An 18,359-nucleotide genomic window follows, 5' to 3' on the forward strand; every position below is an offset into this window, starting at 1 on the left:
AACATTAGAAACTTCAAAAAAAATAATAACTCCGGCTTATCCCAATCCAACATCAGGAGTCGTAACGGTAGAGTCTGCTGAAAATGGAAATGCTTATTTATACGATATCACAGGTAAAATCATTAAAAATATCACTTTAAACAAAGGAAAAAATAATATTGACCTTACCAACTGCCCATCTGGGAATTATCTGTTAAAAGGAAATAGTATTTTCTCTAAAATAATCAAGAAATAATAAGTCATCCGAAAGGTTAATCGGTTAATTATAGCCCCAAAATCTTCAGATTTTGGGGCTTTTTTGTGTGTAAAATACGGTGCTACATTTTCAAGATTTGTATGTTATTTATTTATCTATCTTTTTATCTTTACGTCTTGGTTTTCACCTTTAGAGGAAGAACTTTTAAATCATCAAAATAAATTTTATATTAGCATAAATGGCTTTACAAAAGTTATATCAATCAGATTCACTCAATGTGTAAATTTGAAGGTCAGCAGACATTATAAAAACATAACCTGGAAACATCAAAAATTTAGCAATTAAATACAGAAAAAATGAGAAACACTTTTTATACTTTGTTATTAGTATTTTTATTCACAAGCGTTAATGCTCAGGAATATTCAAAATTAATAAGTGAAGCTAATAAATTATATGAGACAAAAGAATATAAAATGTCTACAGATTTATATAGTAAAGCTTTTAAAATTGAAAGCGAAAATCCAAGCCACTTATATAATGGCGCATGTTCATCTTCTTTAGCAGGAAATACAAAAAAGGCATTTAAATGGTTGAACTTATCAATAGAAAAAGGTTGGACCAATCTAAGACACTTAAAATCTGATACTGATTTAGAAAATTTACATTCAAAAAAAGAGTGGGGGAAAACAATTGAAAAGTTAGAAAAAAAAATAGAATTAATAGAAGCAAATTATGACAAACCATTGCAGGCTGAACTATTGGCAATTTATGAAGAAGACCAAAAGTATAGAATGCAAATGAGTGAAACTCAAAAAAAATTCGGTCCGGATTCTAAAGAAATGAATGACCTTTGGAAAATAACAATGCAGAAAGATTCTATTAACTTATTAAAAGTAAAAAAAATATTAGATGAAAAAGGTTGGGTGGGCAAAGACAAAGTAGGCGCACAAGCCAATAGTACATTATTTCTCGTTATTCAACATTCGGATTTGGAAACGCAAAAAAAATATTTACCTATGATGAAAGAAGCTGTAGCAAAAGGAAATGCAAGTCCAGGTTCTTTAGCTTTGTTAATTGACAGAATAGAAATTCGGGAAGGCAGAAAACAAATATACGGAAGCCAGATAGGAATCAATCAAAATAATAAAGCGTACTATGTTTTACCTTTAATTGATCCTGACAATGTAGATAAAAGAAGAACAGAAGTTGGATTAGGACCAATCTCTGACTATATTAAAAATTGGAATTTAATTTGGGACGTTGAAAAATACAAAAGAGATTTACCTGAATTAGAAAAATTAAAGAAATAGAAAAAACGTCTGTTAACAAAAGCGGCAGATTTAGAACTTAATTTCTAAATCTGCCGTTTCTAAATTTAGAAGATATATCCAGTACAACCTGGGATACAGATTATTATTCCTTGAAAAATTTAATACAATAATCAAGGGTGGAAAAATAATAGAATCTATATATTTTGTGAATCTCTGAAACCCGAAATACATTCAATTTAACATAATATAAATTATAGGATTTTTATTTACCGATAGAAAGAGAGGTTTAAACCGCCTGAGAATCTCTTATTTTCAAAATTTTACGGCCAAATATGCTGTAACGGTTTCTAGAACTTTCCATTATTTTCATCTGATACTCTAAAATTACAAAATCTTGCCACATGACAGCTTTTATGATAAAAAAACGGAATACCTTTATCCCAACCAAAAATAATATAATATGAAACCTAAAATGATATGGGCCAATCTGGCCGTAGCCGATCTTGAACGTACACAGAAATTTTATACAGAATTGGGATTTAAACCCAATAATCCGCACAGTTCTAATGAATTGGTGAGTTTTTTTATGGCCGGAAATGAATTAATCGTGCATTTTTTCTTAAAAAACGTTATAGAAAACAATTTGAAAAGCATGAAATTCGGAGATCCTCAAAGCTCCAATGAAATTATTTTCACCCTTTCTGCAGAAAGTAAAAATCAGGTCAATGAATGGGCTGAAGAAGTAAAAAATGCAGGCGGAACTATTGTTTCAGAACCGGAAAGTTTTGGAGAAAATTATGTAGACTGCAAATATCTTAAAAACTGATTAATCCAAAGAAAAGTTGTTGGTTTTGAACAGCCACAATACTCTCCTATCCTATTATTTCATTACTTTGATGCTGGAAAACGTTTTGCCCATTTATCTCCCCTATTTTCAGTTAGATAGCATAGTTACTGACTTGAAAAACACGGCTTTTTTGGGCGTATTATCGCTTTTTTGTCAAGTTGGCTTATTCCTTTGAAGAAAACAAAATAACAAACCCAAACGGGACACTTAATCAATTAAGTGTCCCGTTTATATGATATAGGATTGAAACAAATCAAAAACATTATCCATTCATTCCCAGGTTATTATATAAATTCACCTGCCATATTCCCAGTACTTCTTTAAGCATTACAAAAGTAAATGCGGCGTTATAGCTGTTAGGAAACATTGTAATTTCAGTATCTATAAAATCTGATGCCTGCGGAACCGGATTCAATCCAAATGTCTGAAACAGAGAAACAGATCTCTTCATATGAAATCCTGAAGTAACCAAATATACACTGGAAGGAGCCATTTTCTTTACGATCTTGCTGGAATATTTTGCATTTTCATAAGTATTCATGCTTTTATCTTCTTTGATAATATCAGCATCTGCTACACCCATTTTTTTGAAATTTTCACTGAATAATTCTGCCTCACTTTTACGGCCTCTGCCCTTTCCGGAAATTACTATTTTACAAGGCAGACTATTTTTCTTGTATTCATAATATAACTGATAGGCTGTAACAATTCTGGAATAAGACATAGTATGCAATCTTTCGGTATTATCAAAATCTACAACACCTCCTCCCAATACTACAATAACAGGATTTTCAGAAGCCATATTTTTAGTTGAAGTAACATTAACATAGCTTTTCTGTAAATAACCGGAGAGCAGCTTGCCCAAAAAACCATTTCCTGTAAAAATGATCATTAAAACTGCTGCTATACCAATTCCTATCCTAAGATTTTTGCGTTTATTTTTTCTTTTTAAAAGGGCTATAATGACTACAGCAAGAAATACTAAAAAATAAGGTTCTGTAAAAAGCTGGAAAACACGGAATAAAAAGTCAAGTAAAAATTTCATCTTCAAATAATATAGATTAATGTATAGAAAACATTGAAACTACAAAAATAAAGGAATTTCTTAAATACTACTTTTGGTAGGAATAAGCTATTCAAGATTATTAAAATCATTTATCTTTCTATTTATACAATTATTTTGTTACATTTGCAATCATTAAACAACACACCATTTAGTGTGTTAACAAAAACCAATACCTACCCAAATGAAAAAGCAGAAAAGAATCACCGTTTTTATGGCCGTGCTCCATATATTTTTGGACAGGCATTTTTGTAAAGTAAAAAACAGATATTTACGTAATCAGAATTAAAAAAAGCAAGGGATATTTACAGACATTCTTTAAACATACCGCTTACCTCAAATTCATTTGAATCTTAACTTTACTTAAAAACTTCACCCTCCTTAATGGTTTAAAATATTTGAGATTACTTTAAAAATAAACATTTACTAATAATTAATCACTAGATATTTTATTAAAAAATCATCAACAAATCTACCCTCAAAATTAATATTATCTCAATCTACAATGGATTAAAAAAAAATACATTTGTCTTGTAACCACAACACAATCAAACAGATGTCAACAGTTATCAAAACATTTGTAGCTTATCTTAAAAGACCTGCTCTTTATCCTGAACTGGGCAGAAAAATTATTAAAAATACAATAAGCAGAAGAAGCCCATTTAGAGGAAAGGTAAAAACAAATACCTGGGCAGCATCTATAGCTGTTTCTCAGAAAGAGGCAATCTCCAGACTTTTTTCCATAGATGCCGATCATTTCAGAGAACTGTATGCTGAAACTCTGGAAAAAGCCAACCTAAAAGAAAAAGAATGTCCTATTACAATGGGCGGCCCTGGCGCACTGGAGCTTATTTATTATGCATGCGAATTTACAAAAGCGCAAAACGTTCTTGAAACAGGAGTCGCTTATGGATGGTCTTCCTTAGCAATACTGCTGTCACTTCAAAAAAGGAATGGTACATTATACAGTTCAGACATGCCTTATCTTGCTCAGGACGGCGATCGTTACGTAGGATATGTTGTTCCTGAAAATCTTAAAAAATACTGGAAATTATTCCGTTTTGCAGATAGAGAATCTTTACCCAAAATTTTTAAAAAAGTCTCTTCTTTTGATGTTTTCCACTATGATTCTGACAAAAGCTACCATGGAAGAATGTGGGCCTATCATCAGATCTATAAAAGGCTGAAACCCGGTGCGGTATTCATAAGTGATGATATTGGCGACAATTCTGCGTATCAGGATTTTTGTACTAAAAAAAATATTAAAACTTATGTTGTGCAATACGCTGGAAAATACATCGGAGTTTTTATAAAACAATAAAGAAAATTATCTACATCGCTTCATAAGACAAGCTTACTTGTCCAGTCTTCGCCACCTCAAAATATAAAATCCTTCTTCTTAAAACTTTGCGTTTAAGAATTCTAATAAAATAGTTGAACCATTAAGAATAGATTAAGCTGTTAAGAATATTAAGTAAATATCTGGAGATATTTTAGAAGCAGAAAGCTTTATTCAAATTTATTTGAATCTTAATTTTACTTAAACCTTAAGCCTTCTTAATGGTTCAAAATTAATATTTATCCTTCATAATCTACTTCCCTTTCCAGAATAATCTGGTTTCTGCATACAGTTACCAGTATTTTATCTCCTGCCTGAAAGCCACATTGCTGTACCCACTTCCCTGCTATTCTTATTTCCGGGAAGAACACTATTTTACCATATGCTCTTGAAAATGATTTGAGGGAAACCGTAAGGTTACGATTGCGCATTTCATTATATTTGCTGCTGTTCATTCTTCTTTTTCTTTTCATATTTGTTATTTTTCAGCAAATCAAGACATAATCAGGAGGATAAACCAGTTGAGGAAAGGATAATTTATTCCAAAGCAGAGATAATTTAGAATAGAATTTATTTTAAACAGGAACTTTATTTTTTTGTTCTAAAGCTTTATATTTGTTATTATGAGTTACACAGATATGCAAAATAAGAAAATACATCAGGGTAGAAATATAAAGCGTTTCCGCGAAATGCTGGGAATCAAACAGGAAGCACTCGCTTTTGAACTGGGTGATGACTGGAACCAAAAGAAAATCTCCCTTTTAGAGCAAAAAGAAACCGTAGAATCTGATATTCTGGCGCAGGTAGCGAAAATTCTGAAAGTTCCTGCGGAAGCGATTGAGAATTTTGATGAGGAACAGGCAGTGAATATTATTTCTAATACATTTAACGATCAATCAAACGGTTATAACTACTATCCTAATTTCAATTTTAATCCGCTTGATAAGATGGTTGAGCTTTATGAGCGTATGCTTCAGCAGCAGAGGGAGATGATTGAGAAGTTGGAAAAAATACTTAACAAATAAAAAAACACTAAAAAACTAATAATATACGATTTGAAAACAAAACCTTTAGTAGTAGAATACTTAATTATAATTAAGCAAGAAAATACCTTTTGTAATAGTGATGTATTATTTCTAAAATTCTTAGAGGTAGACAGTAGCCTTACAATATCTGGAAATCAACTTACAGTTAGTTTAAAAAAAGGAAATAAGCTTACTGTTTCTTATTCTATAGCTTCCGATTTAGTTCCTTCTCAGGAACAAAGGTATTTTCGATTCATTATTTCAAGTGGAGAAGGTGACAAAATAAATGAGCTTTATGATCTTACAAAATTATTGGAAGAGATTATTGCTAAGTTACATCCAGAAGCAAGTATAAATATTCTTTGGAATGATATAGCACGTAAATATGCTGTTGAAGGTTATACACTAATTAATGAGGTAGAAAATCTTCTAAGAAGACTAATAGCTAACTTTATGCTCACAAAAGTAGGTTATGATTATCCAAAATATCATATTCCAAATGAAGTTGAAAGTAGAGATAGCCATTTGAAAATTAATTATTCTGATTATTTACATCAGACATACTTTAGTGATTTGAAAACTATACTTTTTGAAGGGCAAAGAGAGTTCACACATAGAAATATTGGTGATATTCAACGCATAGTAGAAAAACATATTTCAGAAAAAAAGAAAGAGATTTCAATTGATGATCTGAAAGGTATAATTTCTAAATCTCTATGGGAAAAATATTTTGCAAAGGAAACAGATTATAAAAAAGAAAATTTAGAAAAAGATCTTGAAGAATTAAATTCTTTAAGAAATGAAATTGCACATAATAGACATATAGATAGGGATACCCTTGGTAAAATCCGAAATATTTCTGTAAAAATTATAAAAACACTAAATCTAGCTATAGAAGATTTATCTAATAAAAAATTAAGTATTGATGAGCAAAACTTTCAAGTGAGTACAGAAAATAGTAGAATTGTACAAGCTTCACCACAACAAGAAAGGATTCTTCTCAAACAATCCATAATAAATTGGTATTTTGCCCGATATCCTTCAATCACAGTATTTGAAGGAAATGAATATTATAGATATATTGATTTAACTATTCAAACAAATTCAGGAAAAATAGCTATTGATTTAAGGTTAATGTCAACAACTTTTTTTAAATTAAGAAAGCAAACCATTAGTGATAATTTTGATACAGAAGAATTTAAACAGATAATAAATAATTTTTCAGAATACCATCTCATAATAGCTTTTAGAGATGAAAATTACCCTGTAGGTATACGTATGGTAGAAATGCTAAATAAATCATTAAATTCAATTAATTCTAAAATAAAGTTAATAATTGGTAATATTGATGAAGTGCAAAACTTTAACCCTACAATAATCTTCTAAATATATTTAATACTGTAATATCTTATTTTTTAATTAAAAATTAAATAGTTAAATAACTAGCAAATAAATTTAATAAGATATTTATTTAAATCGATGGATATCTTAGTTTTCAAACCATAAACTTATCTTAAAATACTCCCTTACAACTACTTATTATAAATATTTTCCATACATTCACCTGATTTTTATAAGAACACAATCATACATATGTTGAAAAATTTTAAAACCGTTCGTTTTTTACTTCTTCTTCCCCTTTCAATGTCTTTGTTTGGTTTCCGCCCTCCCAACAATGAAGAAGAAAAGATGCAGATCATTATGGTCAATACAAAGAATGTTCTGTCTTACCTACATTACAGCCCCAAGCCTATTAATGATGCATATTCAAAAGATGTTTATAAACAGTATTTTGAATCAATAGATCCTACAAAAACCTATTTTCTGCAATCTGATATGGATGAGTTTCGTAAATATGAAACCAAACTGGATGATTATCTGAACAGCGGAGATCTGACCTTTTATAAACTGACAGTCGATAAATTGTATCAAAGGATTGATGAAATTGATGAAATGACCAAGGATATTTTCAGTAAACCAATTAATCTGGAAGAAGATGAAACTCTGACTTTGGAGCCCAAACTGAAAAATGCACCAGCCAATAAGCAGCAGCAGTACAATGAATGGAGGAAATATGTGAAATACAATATCCTTCAGGAAATAGCATCTATGAACAGGAAAAGCGAAGAAAAAAAGAATGAAGATTCTAATAATAAAGAAAACAACAGCAAGCCCGAAGTACTAAGCGAGAGTGAAAAGATAAAAAAAGCAACAGAAAATGTTAAAGATCTTCTGGAAGACAAATTTATCCGCTTCAAGAAAAGACAAAAAATGGATTGGTTTACGGTATATATGAATGCTTATACCCATATTTTTGATCCTCATACCAATTATTATTCACCGCAGGATAAAGAAGATTTTGATACGGATTTCAAAGGAAAAATAATCGGGATAGGTGCAGTGATTCAGGAAAAGAAAGGAAACCTTTATATTGGTACATTATCCATTGGAGCTCCGGCATGGAAGACAAAGCAGCTCTCTGAAGGCGATAAAATTATAAAAATAAAATCTAACCCCAATACTGATCCTGTAAATGTTGTGGATATGCTTTCCAGCGAAGCCATAAAATTAATCAGAGGTGAAAAAGGAACTCCAATTACTTTAACGGTACAGAAAAAAGACGGAACTATTCAGGATGTAACCATGCTCCGTGAAGAAATATCCATTGAAGATACTTTTGCTAAAAGTATTATCATAAATGCATCTGATAAAAAATACGGCCTTATTAATTTGCCTAAGTTCAATGCTGATTTTGAAGATAAAGAAGGAAGAAATGCATCTGATGATATTAAGAAAGAAATTATCAAACTCAAGGAACAAAATATAGAGGGAATTGTTCTGGATCTCAGAAATAATTCCGGTGGTTCTTTAACAGAAGTGGGTGATATTATGGGACTTTTTATGAATGCAGGTCCTTACGTACAGGTGAAGGATAGCAATGGAAAGATTACAACCTTAAAGAATAAAAATGAAACTCCCATCTGGAACGGCCCTCTTGTGATTTTACAGAATGAGTTTTCAGCATCTGCTGCAGAAATTTTATCCGGTGTAATGCAGGATTATGGCAGAGCTGTTATTATGGGATCTCCTGTATCTTATGGAAAAGGAACCGTACAGGTATTTGTAGATTTGAACAGATTTCTAAATACCCAGGAAGACTTTGGTTCTATAAAACTAACCATTCAGAAATATTACAGAATTACCGGAGAATCTACACAAAGAAAAGGTGTCAGCTCGGATGTTCCAATGAAAGACATCCTTTCATATGCTGATATAGGTGAAAAATATGATGACTATGCATTAGCTTGGGACAAAATACCTGGAACAGATTTCAACAAGCAAAACTCTTTCAATATTCAGGCTTTGCAGAAAATAAGTGAAGAGAGAATAGCTAAAAACGATAATTATAAATTACTACTTGAATATTCCCAATGGAAAGAAAATTTGAGTAAAGGAAAAACAATCCCTCTGAAGATTCAAAAATTCAATGATCTTATGAAACAGAGAAATACTGAGGGCGATAAATTCAAAGTTTTAAAGACTTTAGAAACTGATCTTAAATTTACGATGTATCCGAAAGATATTGAAAGAGAGAAAAGTGATACAGCATTCAAAAGTAAATCGGAAGTATGGGTTAAAAACCTGCAAAAAGACCTATATCTGCAGGAAGCAATAAATATAGTGAGAGATATTGAAGTAAGATCTTAATACTATTTCTGGATCCTGTAATTTAAAATTAAAAAGCTCAAAGATGTATTTCGCTACATTTTTTGAGCTTTTTTTATTAAAAATCAAAAATTTTGCACAAAATATTTGCGTAGCTAAATAACTACATATATATTTGTAGTCAAATGACTACACAATGAATTTAAGAAGAGATGTATTTCAGGCAATAGCAGATCCTACAAGAAGATCTATACTGATACTGGTAGCAGCACAGTCGATGACAGCTGGAGCTATAGCTTCCAATTTTGATACGGCAAGACCTACCGTTTCAAAGCATCTCCAGATCCTTACAGAATGTGAACTGCTGAGGTCTGAACAAAACGGCAGAGAAATTATCTATCACCTAAATCCCAATAAAATGAAAGAAATAGCCGATTTTATAGAACCTTTCCGCAAAATGTGGGACGAAAAATTCAACAAACTTGAAGATGTGATGAAAGCATATCAGAACAGAGAAGTGTGAGACGAGATGGATCGGATAAATGAGTTGCAATTTAAAACGACTCGAATTTCTTACTTCGAATCTCATAAACATAAAAACCCAGATCTCGCGTCCGGAACCCCAACTCTCCCACTCTAAAACCCTCCAACCCAAGAAAACTTAAAATATGGAACTCAAAACAAAAATACAAGCTGAAGACGGCAGACAGGAAATTTTCATTATCAGAGAATTTGATATTCCTGTAGAACTCCTTTTCAAAGCCTATACAGAAGCAGAGCTTTTCGAGCAATGGATGGGAACCAAAGTAACTAAATTCGAAAACAAGCAACATGGAAGTTACCGTTTCGAAACTTCAAATCCTCATGGTGAAGTGGTTTTCAGTGCTAATGGAACCATTCATGATATTGTTCAGAATGAGAAAATTATAAGAACTTTCCAGATGGAAAACACGCCTTTTCCGGCTCAGATTGAGTTTTTAGAATTTGAAAAATTAACGGATGCCACGAGTAAAATTATCATTCAAACCATTTATAAATCCACAGACTTCAGAGACCAGCACCTGAAAATGCCGTTTGCTCAGGGTATTAATATGGCACATAACCGTTTGCAGGAATTATTAGGTAAGATGAGATAATAGATAATAGATAATAGACGAAGAGATGAGAGACAATAGGCACCAAAGTTCAAATTATGATTATCAATGTCAATAGTGAATTTTGCTTTGCAAGTGAATCGTCAATTATTAGTGAAAAGGATAACAAACCCAGAACCTTGAATATTAAACATTAAACCACATGAATCCAAAAGTTAATTTTTTCTTTAATGATGCCAAGCAATGGAAAAAAGAGTTTGAAAAACTAAGAACCATTGCCCTTAGCACCGAGCTCGTAGAAGATTTAAAATGGGGCTGCCCGTGTTATACCTATGAAGGGAAAAATATTTTCCTGATCCATGGTTTTAAAGAATATTGTGCGCTTCTCTTTTTTAAAGGAGCTTTAATGAAAGATACGGACCACATTTTGATTCAGCAGTCTAAAAATGTACAGGCAGCAAGGCAGATTCGTTTTACAAATGTAGAGCAGATCAATGATTTGGAAAAAATTCTTCAGGCTTATATGTTTGAAGCCGTTGAAATTGAAGAATCAGGCGCTAAAGTTGAAATGAAGAAAACAAAAGAATTTGAGATGGTTGAAGAGTTTCAAAGTAAACTGGATGAAAATCCTGCATTATCAGAAGCTTTCAAAGTATTAACTCCGGGAAGACAAAGAGCGTATCTACTCCACTTTTCCTCTGCAAAACAGTCCAAAACCCGTGAAGCCCGCATAGAAAAATGCATTCCACAGATCATGGACGGAATAGGATTAAACGACTAATTATAAAAAAACAGATCATGAACACACCGCAACAATCACAAAAAGAACAAAGATCATCTATTGGATATTTACCCTTTGGATGGCATTGGGAATGGTTTCCACTGCCATTGTTCAACTGATGAAAAATAAAGATGAGCTGGCCAATTTTACCAATCTCGGCTACCCTTCTTACCTGATGACTATCATTGGAGTATGGAAAATTCTGGGCGTTATTGCCGTATTGATTCCAAAACGTCTCCTGCTTAAAGAATGGGCGTATGCAGGATTTTTCTTCGTTATGTCAGGCGCTGTCATTTCCCACCTGATCGTGGGTGACACGATAGGAAGAACTTTTCCGGCAGTACTACTATTTGTATTAGTACTTATTTCGTGGTATTTCAGACCTGCAGAGAGAAAAATCACTGTTATTGATTAATAGTTTTAATATCAAAACTTGTTAAATTTTTAGTTTTGAAACATTAAGATGATATTAAGTTGTTAAGACTATTAAGGTAAGCTTCACTTTAAGCTTAAAAATCAGAATGATTTATCTTAACTATACTTTACTTCTTAAATCCTTCTTAATGGTTCAATATGTACTGAGTATTTTGATAAGTTTAAATATTTTTTATAAAATCATTTTTTTAAAGATAAAGAGTCAGAACTTTTATCGAAGATAAAATCTTTGCGCCTTAAGAAATATTCTCATTAAGATAATTTGCACCTTTGCAATTTCCAACAACACAAAACAACAAACTGTAAAAAAAAATTTGACATGAAAAAGAAACTGACCCAGGAACAAATCAACGAGCTTTTAAAAACACTAAAAACTCGTTTTGAAAAAAATATGAACCGCCATAAAGATCTTAAATGGGAAAAAATTCAGCAAAAACTGGAAGCCAGCCCAGAAAAACTAAGGTCTTTATATGAAATGGAAACCACAGAAGGTGAACCCGATGTAGTAGATTACAATAAAAAAACAGATGAATATTCCTTCATCGACTGTTCGCCAGAAAGCCCAAAACGCCGAAGTCTATGCTATGATTATCAGGCATGGGATGCCAGAAAAGCCAATAAACCTGAAAGCAACGTCATTGACACCGCTTCTGAAATGGGTATTGAACTTTTGACAGAAGAACAATACCATCATCTTCAGGAATTGGGAAAATTCGATCAAAAAACCTCCAGCTGGATCAAAACACCAAACCAAATTAGAGAGCTGGGAGGCGCCATTTTTTGCGACAGACGATACAATACCGTATTTACCTATCACAATGGTGCAGACTCTTACTATGCAGCAAGAGGTTTCAGAGGAATATTAAAAGTATAACTGTAGATTATTTGGAATCTCTCAACCAGGGAGATTCCACACTCCAGAAGATGATTTTCACTCCCAGATAATTTACTGCATATTCCACAAACTCTTCTTTGGTAAAAGGCTTTTTAGTTTTAGGATTTTTATAGGTAAGCGTTGGCTCCTGAACTGCCATGGCTACAAGAGGAAGCTTTCCTTTGTATTGATTAAAAAAGGGATAAGAATTTTTCATTTGTGCTTTTTTATTCGGAACAATATCCGGACCACCCAATCCTATATTATTTTTATAAGCAAAATCGAATAGTCTGGACATATATTGGTGATCATTATCCCACTCACACGGAAAAAAATTAACATATTGCAATACATGAGAATCATGGAAAACACTTCTTGCAAACTTTAGATTTTCCAGCTCAGCCTGAAAATATCGATCACAGCTGAATCCTGTTTTATCCTTTTTCATATCAATATCAATCGCTGTTTCCGGAAGATTAATTCCCTGAATTTTTCCATCAAATTTCTTTGCGAGCGCTCCTATCAATTTCTGAAATCTCATTTGAACAGCCGGATTCCATTGCTGGGTTACCCAACCGCTTCCAACAGGTTTATTCTCCCCCGGATTATCAAATTGAGGGACTAATCCTCCCGTATATTCTCTGTCATTTAAAACATAATCAGGAATATATCTTGCCTGCGGCTCAAAAAATCTGTCCTGAAGCTGAATAAATAATTTTTTATGAAGACCTGTCAAATAATCCAAATCTTTCTCAATAACAGAAAAATCATACACATCTTTTGATTTTTCCAAAGCCCTCCAATTATAAACAATCTGAACTCCGCCAATATCTTCCCGTGTAATCATCTTTTCAATTGTATGAAGGTCTCCTGACGAAGTATAAATATAATTCTGAGGAGTTTGTCCTGACACAACATAAAAATTTAAAATAAATAATACCAGTGCAAGTGCTTCAGTAATCTTTTTCATTAAAATCAATTTTAAAAAGTAAATCATTTTCCGTGCCTAAAATCTTTACTAATTTCAAAATTGCTGAAAATTACCCTTATTTATCAACAATTTTCTTTCATATATAAATACTATTGCTATTTTTGGAATACGAAATTTGATTTTAACAATTAAGGATATGAGAAAATTAATCTTACTGGGCACTGTTTCAGCTTTTTTAATCAACTGTAATAAAAAAACTGAAGCTCCGGCTCCAGCTCCAAAAGCAGATACGATTGCTGTTGAAGAACCCGTAATAGATACTCTTGGGCCAAAATCGTTCTGTTATATCGGGGTAACTGGTAAAGACAGTGTTTTTGCTTCTATTGATGACAATTTGGGGACAATCACCGGAAAATTATCTTATAAAAACAGCGAAAAAGACAGTTCAAAAGGAGATGTTACCGGTTTCAAATCCGGAGATACCCTGAAACTGACTTACGAATTTACTTCTGAAGGGAAAAAGAGCAAAAGAGATATCTACTTCCTTCAAAAAGATAATGCCTTGACAGAAGGGATTGGTGATCATAAAGATGAAGACGGACAGTCTAAATATGCTGATGATAAAAAAGTAAGCTATAAAGACGGACAAAAGCTAAATCCTGCTGACTGTAAAGTAGTAAGTGAAGCTTTGAAAAAATAATTCAATTATAGAAATAAAAAACAGCCTTTTTTCGAGGCTGTTTTTTTATGTTAATTCTGTTCAATCAGTTCAATAAAACGGTTCACAGCGTCATCATCCGTACTCCATGATGTAATAAGACGAATGGCAGAAGAATTTTCATCTATTTTCTTCCAGACATAAAATTCAAAGTTTTCAGATAATACTTCAATCAAATCATTGTTTAAAATAGGAAAAATCTGGTTGGTATAAGTATCTGAAAGAAATACAGCTCCTTTTTTCTGTAATGCATTTTTAATTTTCATGGCCTGCTGGTTAGCATGCTTTGCCAAATCAAAATACAGATTGTCTTTCATCAGTTCCATAAACTGGATTCCCAGCAGCCTTCCTTTTGCCAGTAATGCTCCTTTCTGTTTAATATTAAAAGCAAAATCTTCCTGAAGAACAGGATTATTAATCACTATAGCCTCTCCTATTAAAGCTCCGTTTTTGGTTCCTCCAAGATAAAAAACATCGGTAAGAGCCGCGACTTTTTCCAGGGTAAGATCACTGATTTCAGCCGTCAGACCGTGTCCCAGCCTTGCTCCATCCATGAAAAGGTATAATTTATTTTCCTTACAAAATGCTGAAAGTTCTTCCAGTTCTTTTGCCCGATAAATTGTTCCCAGTTCTGTAGAATTGGAGATATACACCAGCTTAGGCATCACCTGATGTGGCACGTTACTATGTCCTTCTAAAATCGGGATAATATCTGACGGTTTTATTTTCCCGTCTGCAGTTTCAATGCTTAATACTTTATGACCTGTGGCTTCAATAGCTCCGGTTTCATTATTCAGAATATGTCCGGGTGCGGCAGAAATGACACACTGATAAGGTTTTAAGATCGCAGAAATAACAATTAAGTTAGCCTGCGTTCCTCCCGAGACTAAAAAAACTTCAGAATTCTGATTGTTAATTTTTTCTTTGATTAATGCTTTCGCTTTTAATGAATACTCATCTTCTCCATAGCCAGCCTGCTGTACAAGATTATGCTGCAAAAGTGCCTGTAAAATATTGGGGTGGCAGCCTTCAGAATAATCGTTTTTGAATGAAAATTTCATAGAGTAAAAGTAAAAAAAGTTAAAATAACAAGAGCCAACTTTTCATTTTATTTTGTTAGATTTGTGCTGAAAATCATCTAACATTTTGAAAACAACCCTAACAGAAGAGAATTACCTGAAAGCTTTGTTTCATTTAGTTGACAATGAAGGTAAGGTTACGATTAATGAGCTCAGTAAATTTTTGAATGTAAAAATGCCGAGTGTCAATAATATGATGAAGAAATTTGCCGAGAAAAAATGGGTCATCTACGAAACTTATAAACCCTTAATCGTTACAGAAAACGGAAGACGTGAAGCTGCGCTTGTAGTTCGTAAACATCGGCTTACCGAAATGTTTTTGGTCAAAAAAATGAATTTTGGCTGGGAAAATGTTCATGAGATTGCAGAACAGCTGGAACACGTACATTCTCAAATCTTTTTTGATAAAATGGACGAAATTCTGGATCATCCTAAATTTGATCCTCACGGAGAGCCTATTCCTGATAAAGACGGAAACATCATCTCACAAGATCTGCAAAAACTAAGCAATTGTGAACCTGGTGAAGATGTAACTTTTGCCTCTGTCACTCTTTCTGATGATGCATTCCTTACTTATTTAAATGACAGAAAACTCCTTCTTAATACCAAAGTAAAAGTCTTAAAAGTGGAAAGTTTTGATAAATCAATGGCTATAGAAATTGATGGTAAAACGGAAATTTTAAGCAAAAAAGCGACGGAGAAAATATTGGTTAAGAAATAATCTTAGAGAATCTCCAATAAACCTCACAGGCTTTCGAAACTGCGAGGTTTCTATTTAAATAGTTTAAGCTTATCTTAATACTCTTACCATCTGAATGGTTCAAAAAGAATATATTTATTGTTAAATTTAAACTCTATCATAACTGTTAAAAAACGGTTAAACTCCATTTTTTCAAATACCCGAAAATTTATTTTTAATTAGGTTTGCAAAACTTTCTACAGATTTTGTCTTTCTGACAAATACTAACCTATAATTTAATTATTACTAAAAATGATGAAGAAAAGCATTCCGTTTTTTATTATGTCGATGTTATTAAGTCCATTTACAAATGCCCAGACTACTCAGGTTAGAGATTTTGTGATTGAACCACAAATTAAACCTAATTTCTATATTTATAAAACTTTCGGGATATTCGGTGGAAAAGAATATTCTACCAATGCAGTGTATCTGGTGACCAAAAAAGGAGTTGTTTTATTTGATGTTCCATGGCAGAAAACACAATACCAAAGCTTACTGGATACGATTCAAAAACGCCACCATCTCCCTGTTATAGCGGTATTTGCAACTCATTCTCACGAAGACAGAGCCGGAGATTTAAGTTTTTATAATAACAAAGGAATCAAAACGTATGCAACTGCAAAAACCAATGAGCTGTTAAAGAAAGATGGAAAAGCTACTTCTACAGAAATTATAGAAACAGGAAAAACATACCGAATTGGCGGCGAGAAATTTATAGTTGATTTTCTTGGTGAAGGACACACGGTAGATAATGTAGTGGTATGGTTCCCAAAATACAATATATTAGACGGCGGATGTCTTGTAAAAAGTAGAACTGCGGAGAATCTGGGATACACTGGAGAAGCTAACGTTGCCCAATGGCCGCAGACTATGGCAAAACTAAAATCAAAATATTCAAAAGCCTCCCTGGTTATTCCAGGTCATGATGAATGGAAAGGGGGCGGACATGTAGAACATACACTGGAACTTTTGAACAAAAAATAAAAGTTTCGGGCTCTGGCGAATGCCAGAGCCCGAAACTTTAAAACTTATCATTTTAATGGTTGATATTTTCTAAAAGCTGTGAAACCGTTTCAATTTCTTCCAATGTATTGAAATAATGAGGTGATAATCTGATGGCGTGATCTACATTTTTAAACGTAAAATCAATTAACGCATCCGTTTTATGATTCTCTTTAAAAAACACATTATTTTCACTCAATATTTTATGAATTTTTTCAACTCCTCCATCTTCCTGGCAAAAGGTAATAATACTGCTTAATCTATTTCCTTTATCCAAAATTCGGAAACCACTATTCTGCAGATTATTTCTTAAAGTATCTGCCAATGTTCGGTTATAACTTTCAATTTTTTCTATCCCTATTGCATTGGCATATTGTAAAGCTTCTGTAAAACCGAATAAAGCGGCATAAGGTCTTTCAAAAAGTTCAAATCTTTTGGCTGTATCAATGAGCTGAAAATCATCAAAAGAAGTCCATTTTGCTCCAAAACTATCTAAAAATAAGGGATACATGTTCTGGTTTAACGCCTTATCTGAAACAAATAGAAATCCAGTTCCTCTTGGTCCGCGCATAAATTTTCTTCCGGTTGCTGTCAGAAAATCACAATTCAATCTTTCAACATCCACTACAATCTGACCTACTGACTGACAAGCATCTACAAGGTACAGTACATCGTATTGCCTGCAAAGCTTTCCTACTCCTTCTACATTCTGAATCAACCCGGAATTGGTAGGAATATGAGTAATAGCAATTAACTTTGGGTTATGCTTTTTAATTAAATTTTCAAAGTCTTCAAGATCCAACTCATTATCAGGGAGATTGGCAACCCGTATAATTTCAATCTTATATCTTTTCTGCAAAGAAATAAAAGCAATCTGATTGGATATATAATCGTCATTGGTAGTGATGATACAATCTCCTTCTTTAAAAGAAATACTGGACAAAGCTTTGGCATAGCCATCTGTAGAACTGCCTGCAAATGCAATATTCGAAGGTTTTGCATGAATCAATTTTGCAGCCTCTTCATAAAACCGATTGACCTGCTCTGAGTTTCTTATTGCCGCTGCGTATCCTCCAAACTCCTGTTCTTCATATAAAAACTTAACTGTTGTCTCTACAACGGATTTTGGCATTAATGAAGCCCCTGCGCTGTTTAAAAATATCTTATCCGAACATCCCGGTGTTTCCTGTCTTATAATCTCTAAATTCATTTTTATCAATCCTTACAACAAATTTACCTTTATTTTTATCTAAATACATTCATAAAAAATCCCGAATTTTCATCCGGGACTGTATTTTT

Annotated in this window: 20 protein-coding genes; 15 read left to right on the forward strand and 5 right to left on the reverse strand. The window is 32.7% G+C overall.

Translation table 11 applies throughout. The annotated features are described in order from the left end of the window. Positions 1–25: 25 nt before the first annotated feature. The 3 genes from CLU97_RS24360 to CLU97_RS10540 all read left to right on the forward strand — a co-directional run bounded on the left by CLU97_RS24360 (position 26) and on the right by CLU97_RS10540 (position 2,293). Complete coding sequence (locus CLU97_RS24360) at positions 26–235, forward strand: T9SS type A sorting domain-containing protein (protein ID WP_410493424.1); 210 nt, start codon at positions 26–28, stop codon at positions 233–235. 317 nt (positions 236–552) lie between these two features. After that, positions 553–1,506 carry a DUF6624 domain-containing protein gene (locus CLU97_RS10535; RefSeq protein ID WP_121487889.1) on the forward strand — a complete coding sequence of 318 codons (954 nt, stop codon included), beginning with the start codon at positions 553–555 and terminating at the stop codon, positions 1,504–1,506. Positions 1,507–1,927: 421 nt separating this feature from the next. Further along, positions 1,928–2,293, forward strand: a complete 366-nt coding sequence (locus CLU97_RS10540; RefSeq protein WP_121487890.1) for a VOC family protein — start codon at positions 1,928–1,930, stop codon at positions 2,291–2,293. Positions 2,294–2,576: 283 nt separating this feature from the next. Here CLU97_RS10540 and CLU97_RS10545 read toward each other — a convergent pair whose 3' ends face one another. Then, the gene (locus tag CLU97_RS10545) at positions 2,577–3,359 is read right to left on the reverse strand and encodes a YdcF family protein (protein WP_121487891.1); all 783 of its coding nucleotides are present in this window, start codon (positions 3,357–3,359) and stop codon (positions 2,577–2,579) included. Positions 3,360–3,933: 574 nt separating this feature from the next. Here CLU97_RS10545 and CLU97_RS10550 point away from each other — a divergent pair. Further along, complete coding sequence (locus tag CLU97_RS10550) at positions 3,934–4,698, forward strand: O-methyltransferase (RefSeq protein ID WP_121487892.1); 765 nt, start codon at positions 3,934–3,936, stop codon at positions 4,696–4,698. A 257-nt stretch (positions 4,699–4,955) separates the two neighbouring features. Here the strand turns inward: CLU97_RS10550 and CLU97_RS10555 are convergent, their stop codons facing one another. Next, the gene (locus tag CLU97_RS10555; RefSeq protein WP_121487893.1) at positions 4,956–5,189 is read right to left on the reverse strand and encodes a SymE family type I addiction module toxin; all 234 of its coding nucleotides are present in this window, start codon (positions 5,187–5,189) and stop codon (positions 4,956–4,958) included. 150 nt (positions 5,190–5,339) lie between these two features. On the opposite strand from CLU97_RS10555, the gene CLU97_RS10560 reads away from it, so the two are divergent. The 8 genes from CLU97_RS10560 to CLU97_RS10595 all read left to right on the forward strand — a co-directional run bounded on the left by CLU97_RS10560 (position 5,340) and on the right by CLU97_RS10595 (position 12,591). Next, positions 5,340–5,741: a helix-turn-helix transcriptional regulator gene (locus CLU97_RS10560; protein WP_121487894.1), complete on the forward strand. Its 402-nt coding sequence runs from the start codon at positions 5,340–5,342 to the stop codon at positions 5,739–5,741. A 30-nt stretch (positions 5,742–5,771) separates the two neighbouring features. Continuing rightward, positions 5,772–7,127: a HEPN domain-containing protein gene (locus tag CLU97_RS10565; RefSeq protein ID WP_121487895.1), complete on the forward strand. Its 1,356-nt coding sequence runs from the start codon at positions 5,772–5,774 to the stop codon at positions 7,125–7,127. A gap of 207 nt (positions 7,128–7,334) precedes the next feature. After that, a complete protein-coding gene (locus CLU97_RS10570) occupies positions 7,335–9,449 on the forward strand; it encodes a carboxy terminal-processing peptidase (RefSeq protein ID WP_121487896.1) in 2,115 nt (704 codons plus the stop codon). A 154-nt stretch (positions 9,450–9,603) separates the two neighbouring features. Then, entirely contained in the window at positions 9,604–9,930 is a 327-nt protein-coding gene (locus CLU97_RS10575) for an ArsR/SmtB family transcription factor (protein WP_121487897.1), read from the forward strand. A gap of 145 nt (positions 9,931–10,075) precedes the next feature. After that, entirely contained in the window at positions 10,076–10,543 is a 468-nt protein-coding gene (locus CLU97_RS10580; RefSeq protein WP_121487898.1) for an SRPBCC domain-containing protein, read from the forward strand. 160 nt (positions 10,544–10,703) lie between these two features. Further along, positions 10,704–11,282, forward strand: a complete 579-nt coding sequence (locus CLU97_RS10585; RefSeq protein ID WP_121487899.1) for a YdeI/OmpD-associated family protein — start codon at positions 10,704–10,706, stop codon at positions 11,280–11,282. Between the two features lie 118 nt (positions 11,283–11,400). Then, positions 11,401–11,697 (forward strand): DoxX family protein, encoded by a 297-nt coding sequence (locus tag CLU97_RS10590; protein ID WP_317125980.1) that lies wholly within the window; start codon positions 11,401–11,403, stop codon positions 11,695–11,697. Between the two features lie 339 nt (positions 11,698–12,036). After that, a complete protein-coding gene (locus CLU97_RS10595) occupies positions 12,037–12,591 on the forward strand; it encodes a DUF4256 domain-containing protein (RefSeq protein WP_121487901.1) in 555 nt (184 codons plus the stop codon). A gap of 7 nt (positions 12,592–12,598) precedes the next feature. On the opposite strand, the gene CLU97_RS10600 is transcribed toward CLU97_RS10595, so the two are convergent. Then, complete coding sequence (locus CLU97_RS10600; RefSeq protein ID WP_121489707.1) at positions 12,599–13,561, reverse strand: hypothetical protein; 963 nt, start codon at positions 13,559–13,561, stop codon at positions 12,599–12,601. A gap of 157 nt (positions 13,562–13,718) precedes the next feature. Between CLU97_RS10600 and CLU97_RS10605 the strand changes: the two genes are divergently transcribed. Next, positions 13,719–14,222, forward strand: a complete 504-nt coding sequence (locus tag CLU97_RS10605) for a hypothetical protein (RefSeq protein WP_121487902.1) — start codon at positions 13,719–13,721, stop codon at positions 14,220–14,222. A gap of 50 nt (positions 14,223–14,272) precedes the next feature. Here the strand turns inward: CLU97_RS10605 and CLU97_RS10610 are convergent, their stop codons facing one another. Continuing rightward, positions 14,273–15,301, reverse strand: coding sequence for a threonine aldolase family protein (locus CLU97_RS10610; protein WP_121487903.1), 1,029 nt, complete (start codon positions 15,299–15,301; stop codon positions 14,273–14,275). A gap of 85 nt (positions 15,302–15,386) precedes the next feature. Here CLU97_RS10610 and CLU97_RS10615 point away from each other — a divergent pair, with 85 nt between their 5' ends. After that, positions 15,387–16,040 (forward strand): metal-dependent transcriptional regulator, encoded by a 654-nt coding sequence (locus CLU97_RS10615; protein WP_121487904.1) that lies wholly within the window; start codon positions 15,387–15,389, stop codon positions 16,038–16,040. Between the two features lie 273 nt (positions 16,041–16,313). Beyond that, a complete protein-coding gene (blaIND, locus tag CLU97_RS10620; protein ID WP_121489708.1) occupies positions 16,314–17,042 on the forward strand; it encodes an IND family subclass B1 metallo-beta-lactamase in 729 nt (242 codons plus the stop codon). 52 nt (positions 17,043–17,094) lie between these two features. Here blaIND and CLU97_RS10625 read toward each other — a convergent pair whose 3' ends face one another. Then, the gene (locus tag CLU97_RS10625) at positions 17,095–18,270 is read right to left on the reverse strand and encodes an aminotransferase class V-fold PLP-dependent enzyme (RefSeq protein ID WP_228437636.1); all 1,176 of its coding nucleotides are present in this window, start codon (positions 18,268–18,270) and stop codon (positions 17,095–17,097) included. Between the last annotated feature and the right edge of the window lie 89 nt (positions 18,271–18,359).

The organism is Chryseobacterium sp. 7 (assembly GCF_003663845.1).
GTDB lineage: Bacteria > Bacteroidota > Bacteroidia > Flavobacteriales > Weeksellaceae > Chryseobacterium.

Bases quoted from the DNA above. Each gene is read 5' to 3' on its own strand.
- CLU97_RS10625 (WP_228437636.1), bottom strand. From the start codon at position 18,270: ATGAATTTAGAGATTATAAGACAGGAAACACCGGGATGTTCGGATAAG.
- blaIND (WP_121489708.1), top strand. From the start codon at position 16,314: ATGAAGAAAAGCATTCCGTTTTTTATTATGTCGATGTTATTAAGTCCA.
- CLU97_RS10540 (WP_121487890.1), top strand. From the start codon at position 1,928: ATGAAACCTAAAATGATATGGGCCAATCTGGCCGTAGCCGATCTTGAA.
- CLU97_RS10600 (WP_121489707.1), bottom strand. From the start codon at position 13,561: ATGAAAAAGATTACTGAAGCACTTGCACTGGTATTATTTATTTTAAAT.
- CLU97_RS10585 (WP_121487899.1), top strand. From the start codon at position 10,704: ATGAATCCAAAAGTTAATTTTTTCTTTAATGATGCCAAGCAATGGAAA.
- CLU97_RS10605 (WP_121487902.1), top strand. From the start codon at position 13,719: ATGAGAAAATTAATCTTACTGGGCACTGTTTCAGCTTTTTTAATCAAC.
- CLU97_RS10535 (WP_121487889.1), top strand. From the start codon at position 553: ATGAGAAACACTTTTTATACTTTGTTATTAGTATTTTTATTCACAAGC.
- CLU97_RS10610 (WP_121487903.1), bottom strand. From the start codon at position 15,301: ATGAAATTTTCATTCAAAAACGATTATTCTGAAGGCTGCCACCCCAAT.
- CLU97_RS10555 (WP_121487893.1), bottom strand. From the start codon at position 5,189: ATGAAAAGAAAAAGAAGAATGAACAGCAGCAAATATAATGAAATGCGC.
- CLU97_RS10580 (WP_121487898.1), top strand. From the start codon at position 10,076: ATGGAACTCAAAACAAAAATACAAGCTGAAGACGGCAGACAGGAAATT.
- CLU97_RS10575 (WP_121487897.1), top strand. From the start codon at position 9,604: ATGAATTTAAGAAGAGATGTATTTCAGGCAATAGCAGATCCTACAAGA.
- CLU97_RS10550 (WP_121487892.1), top strand. From the start codon at position 3,934: ATGTCAACAGTTATCAAAACATTTGTAGCTTATCTTAAAAGACCTGCT.
- CLU97_RS10590 (WP_317125980.1), top strand. From the start codon at position 11,401: ATGAAAAATAAAGATGAGCTGGCCAATTTTACCAATCTCGGCTACCCT.
- CLU97_RS10570 (WP_121487896.1), top strand. From the start codon at position 7,335: ATGTTGAAAAATTTTAAAACCGTTCGTTTTTTACTTCTTCTTCCCCTT.
- CLU97_RS10560 (WP_121487894.1), top strand. From the start codon at position 5,340: ATGAGTTACACAGATATGCAAAATAAGAAAATACATCAGGGTAGAAAT.
- CLU97_RS10595 (WP_121487901.1), top strand. From the start codon at position 12,037: ATGAAAAAGAAACTGACCCAGGAACAAATCAACGAGCTTTTAAAAACA.
- CLU97_RS10545 (WP_121487891.1), bottom strand. From the start codon at position 3,359: ATGAAATTTTTACTTGACTTTTTATTCCGTGTTTTCCAGCTTTTTACA.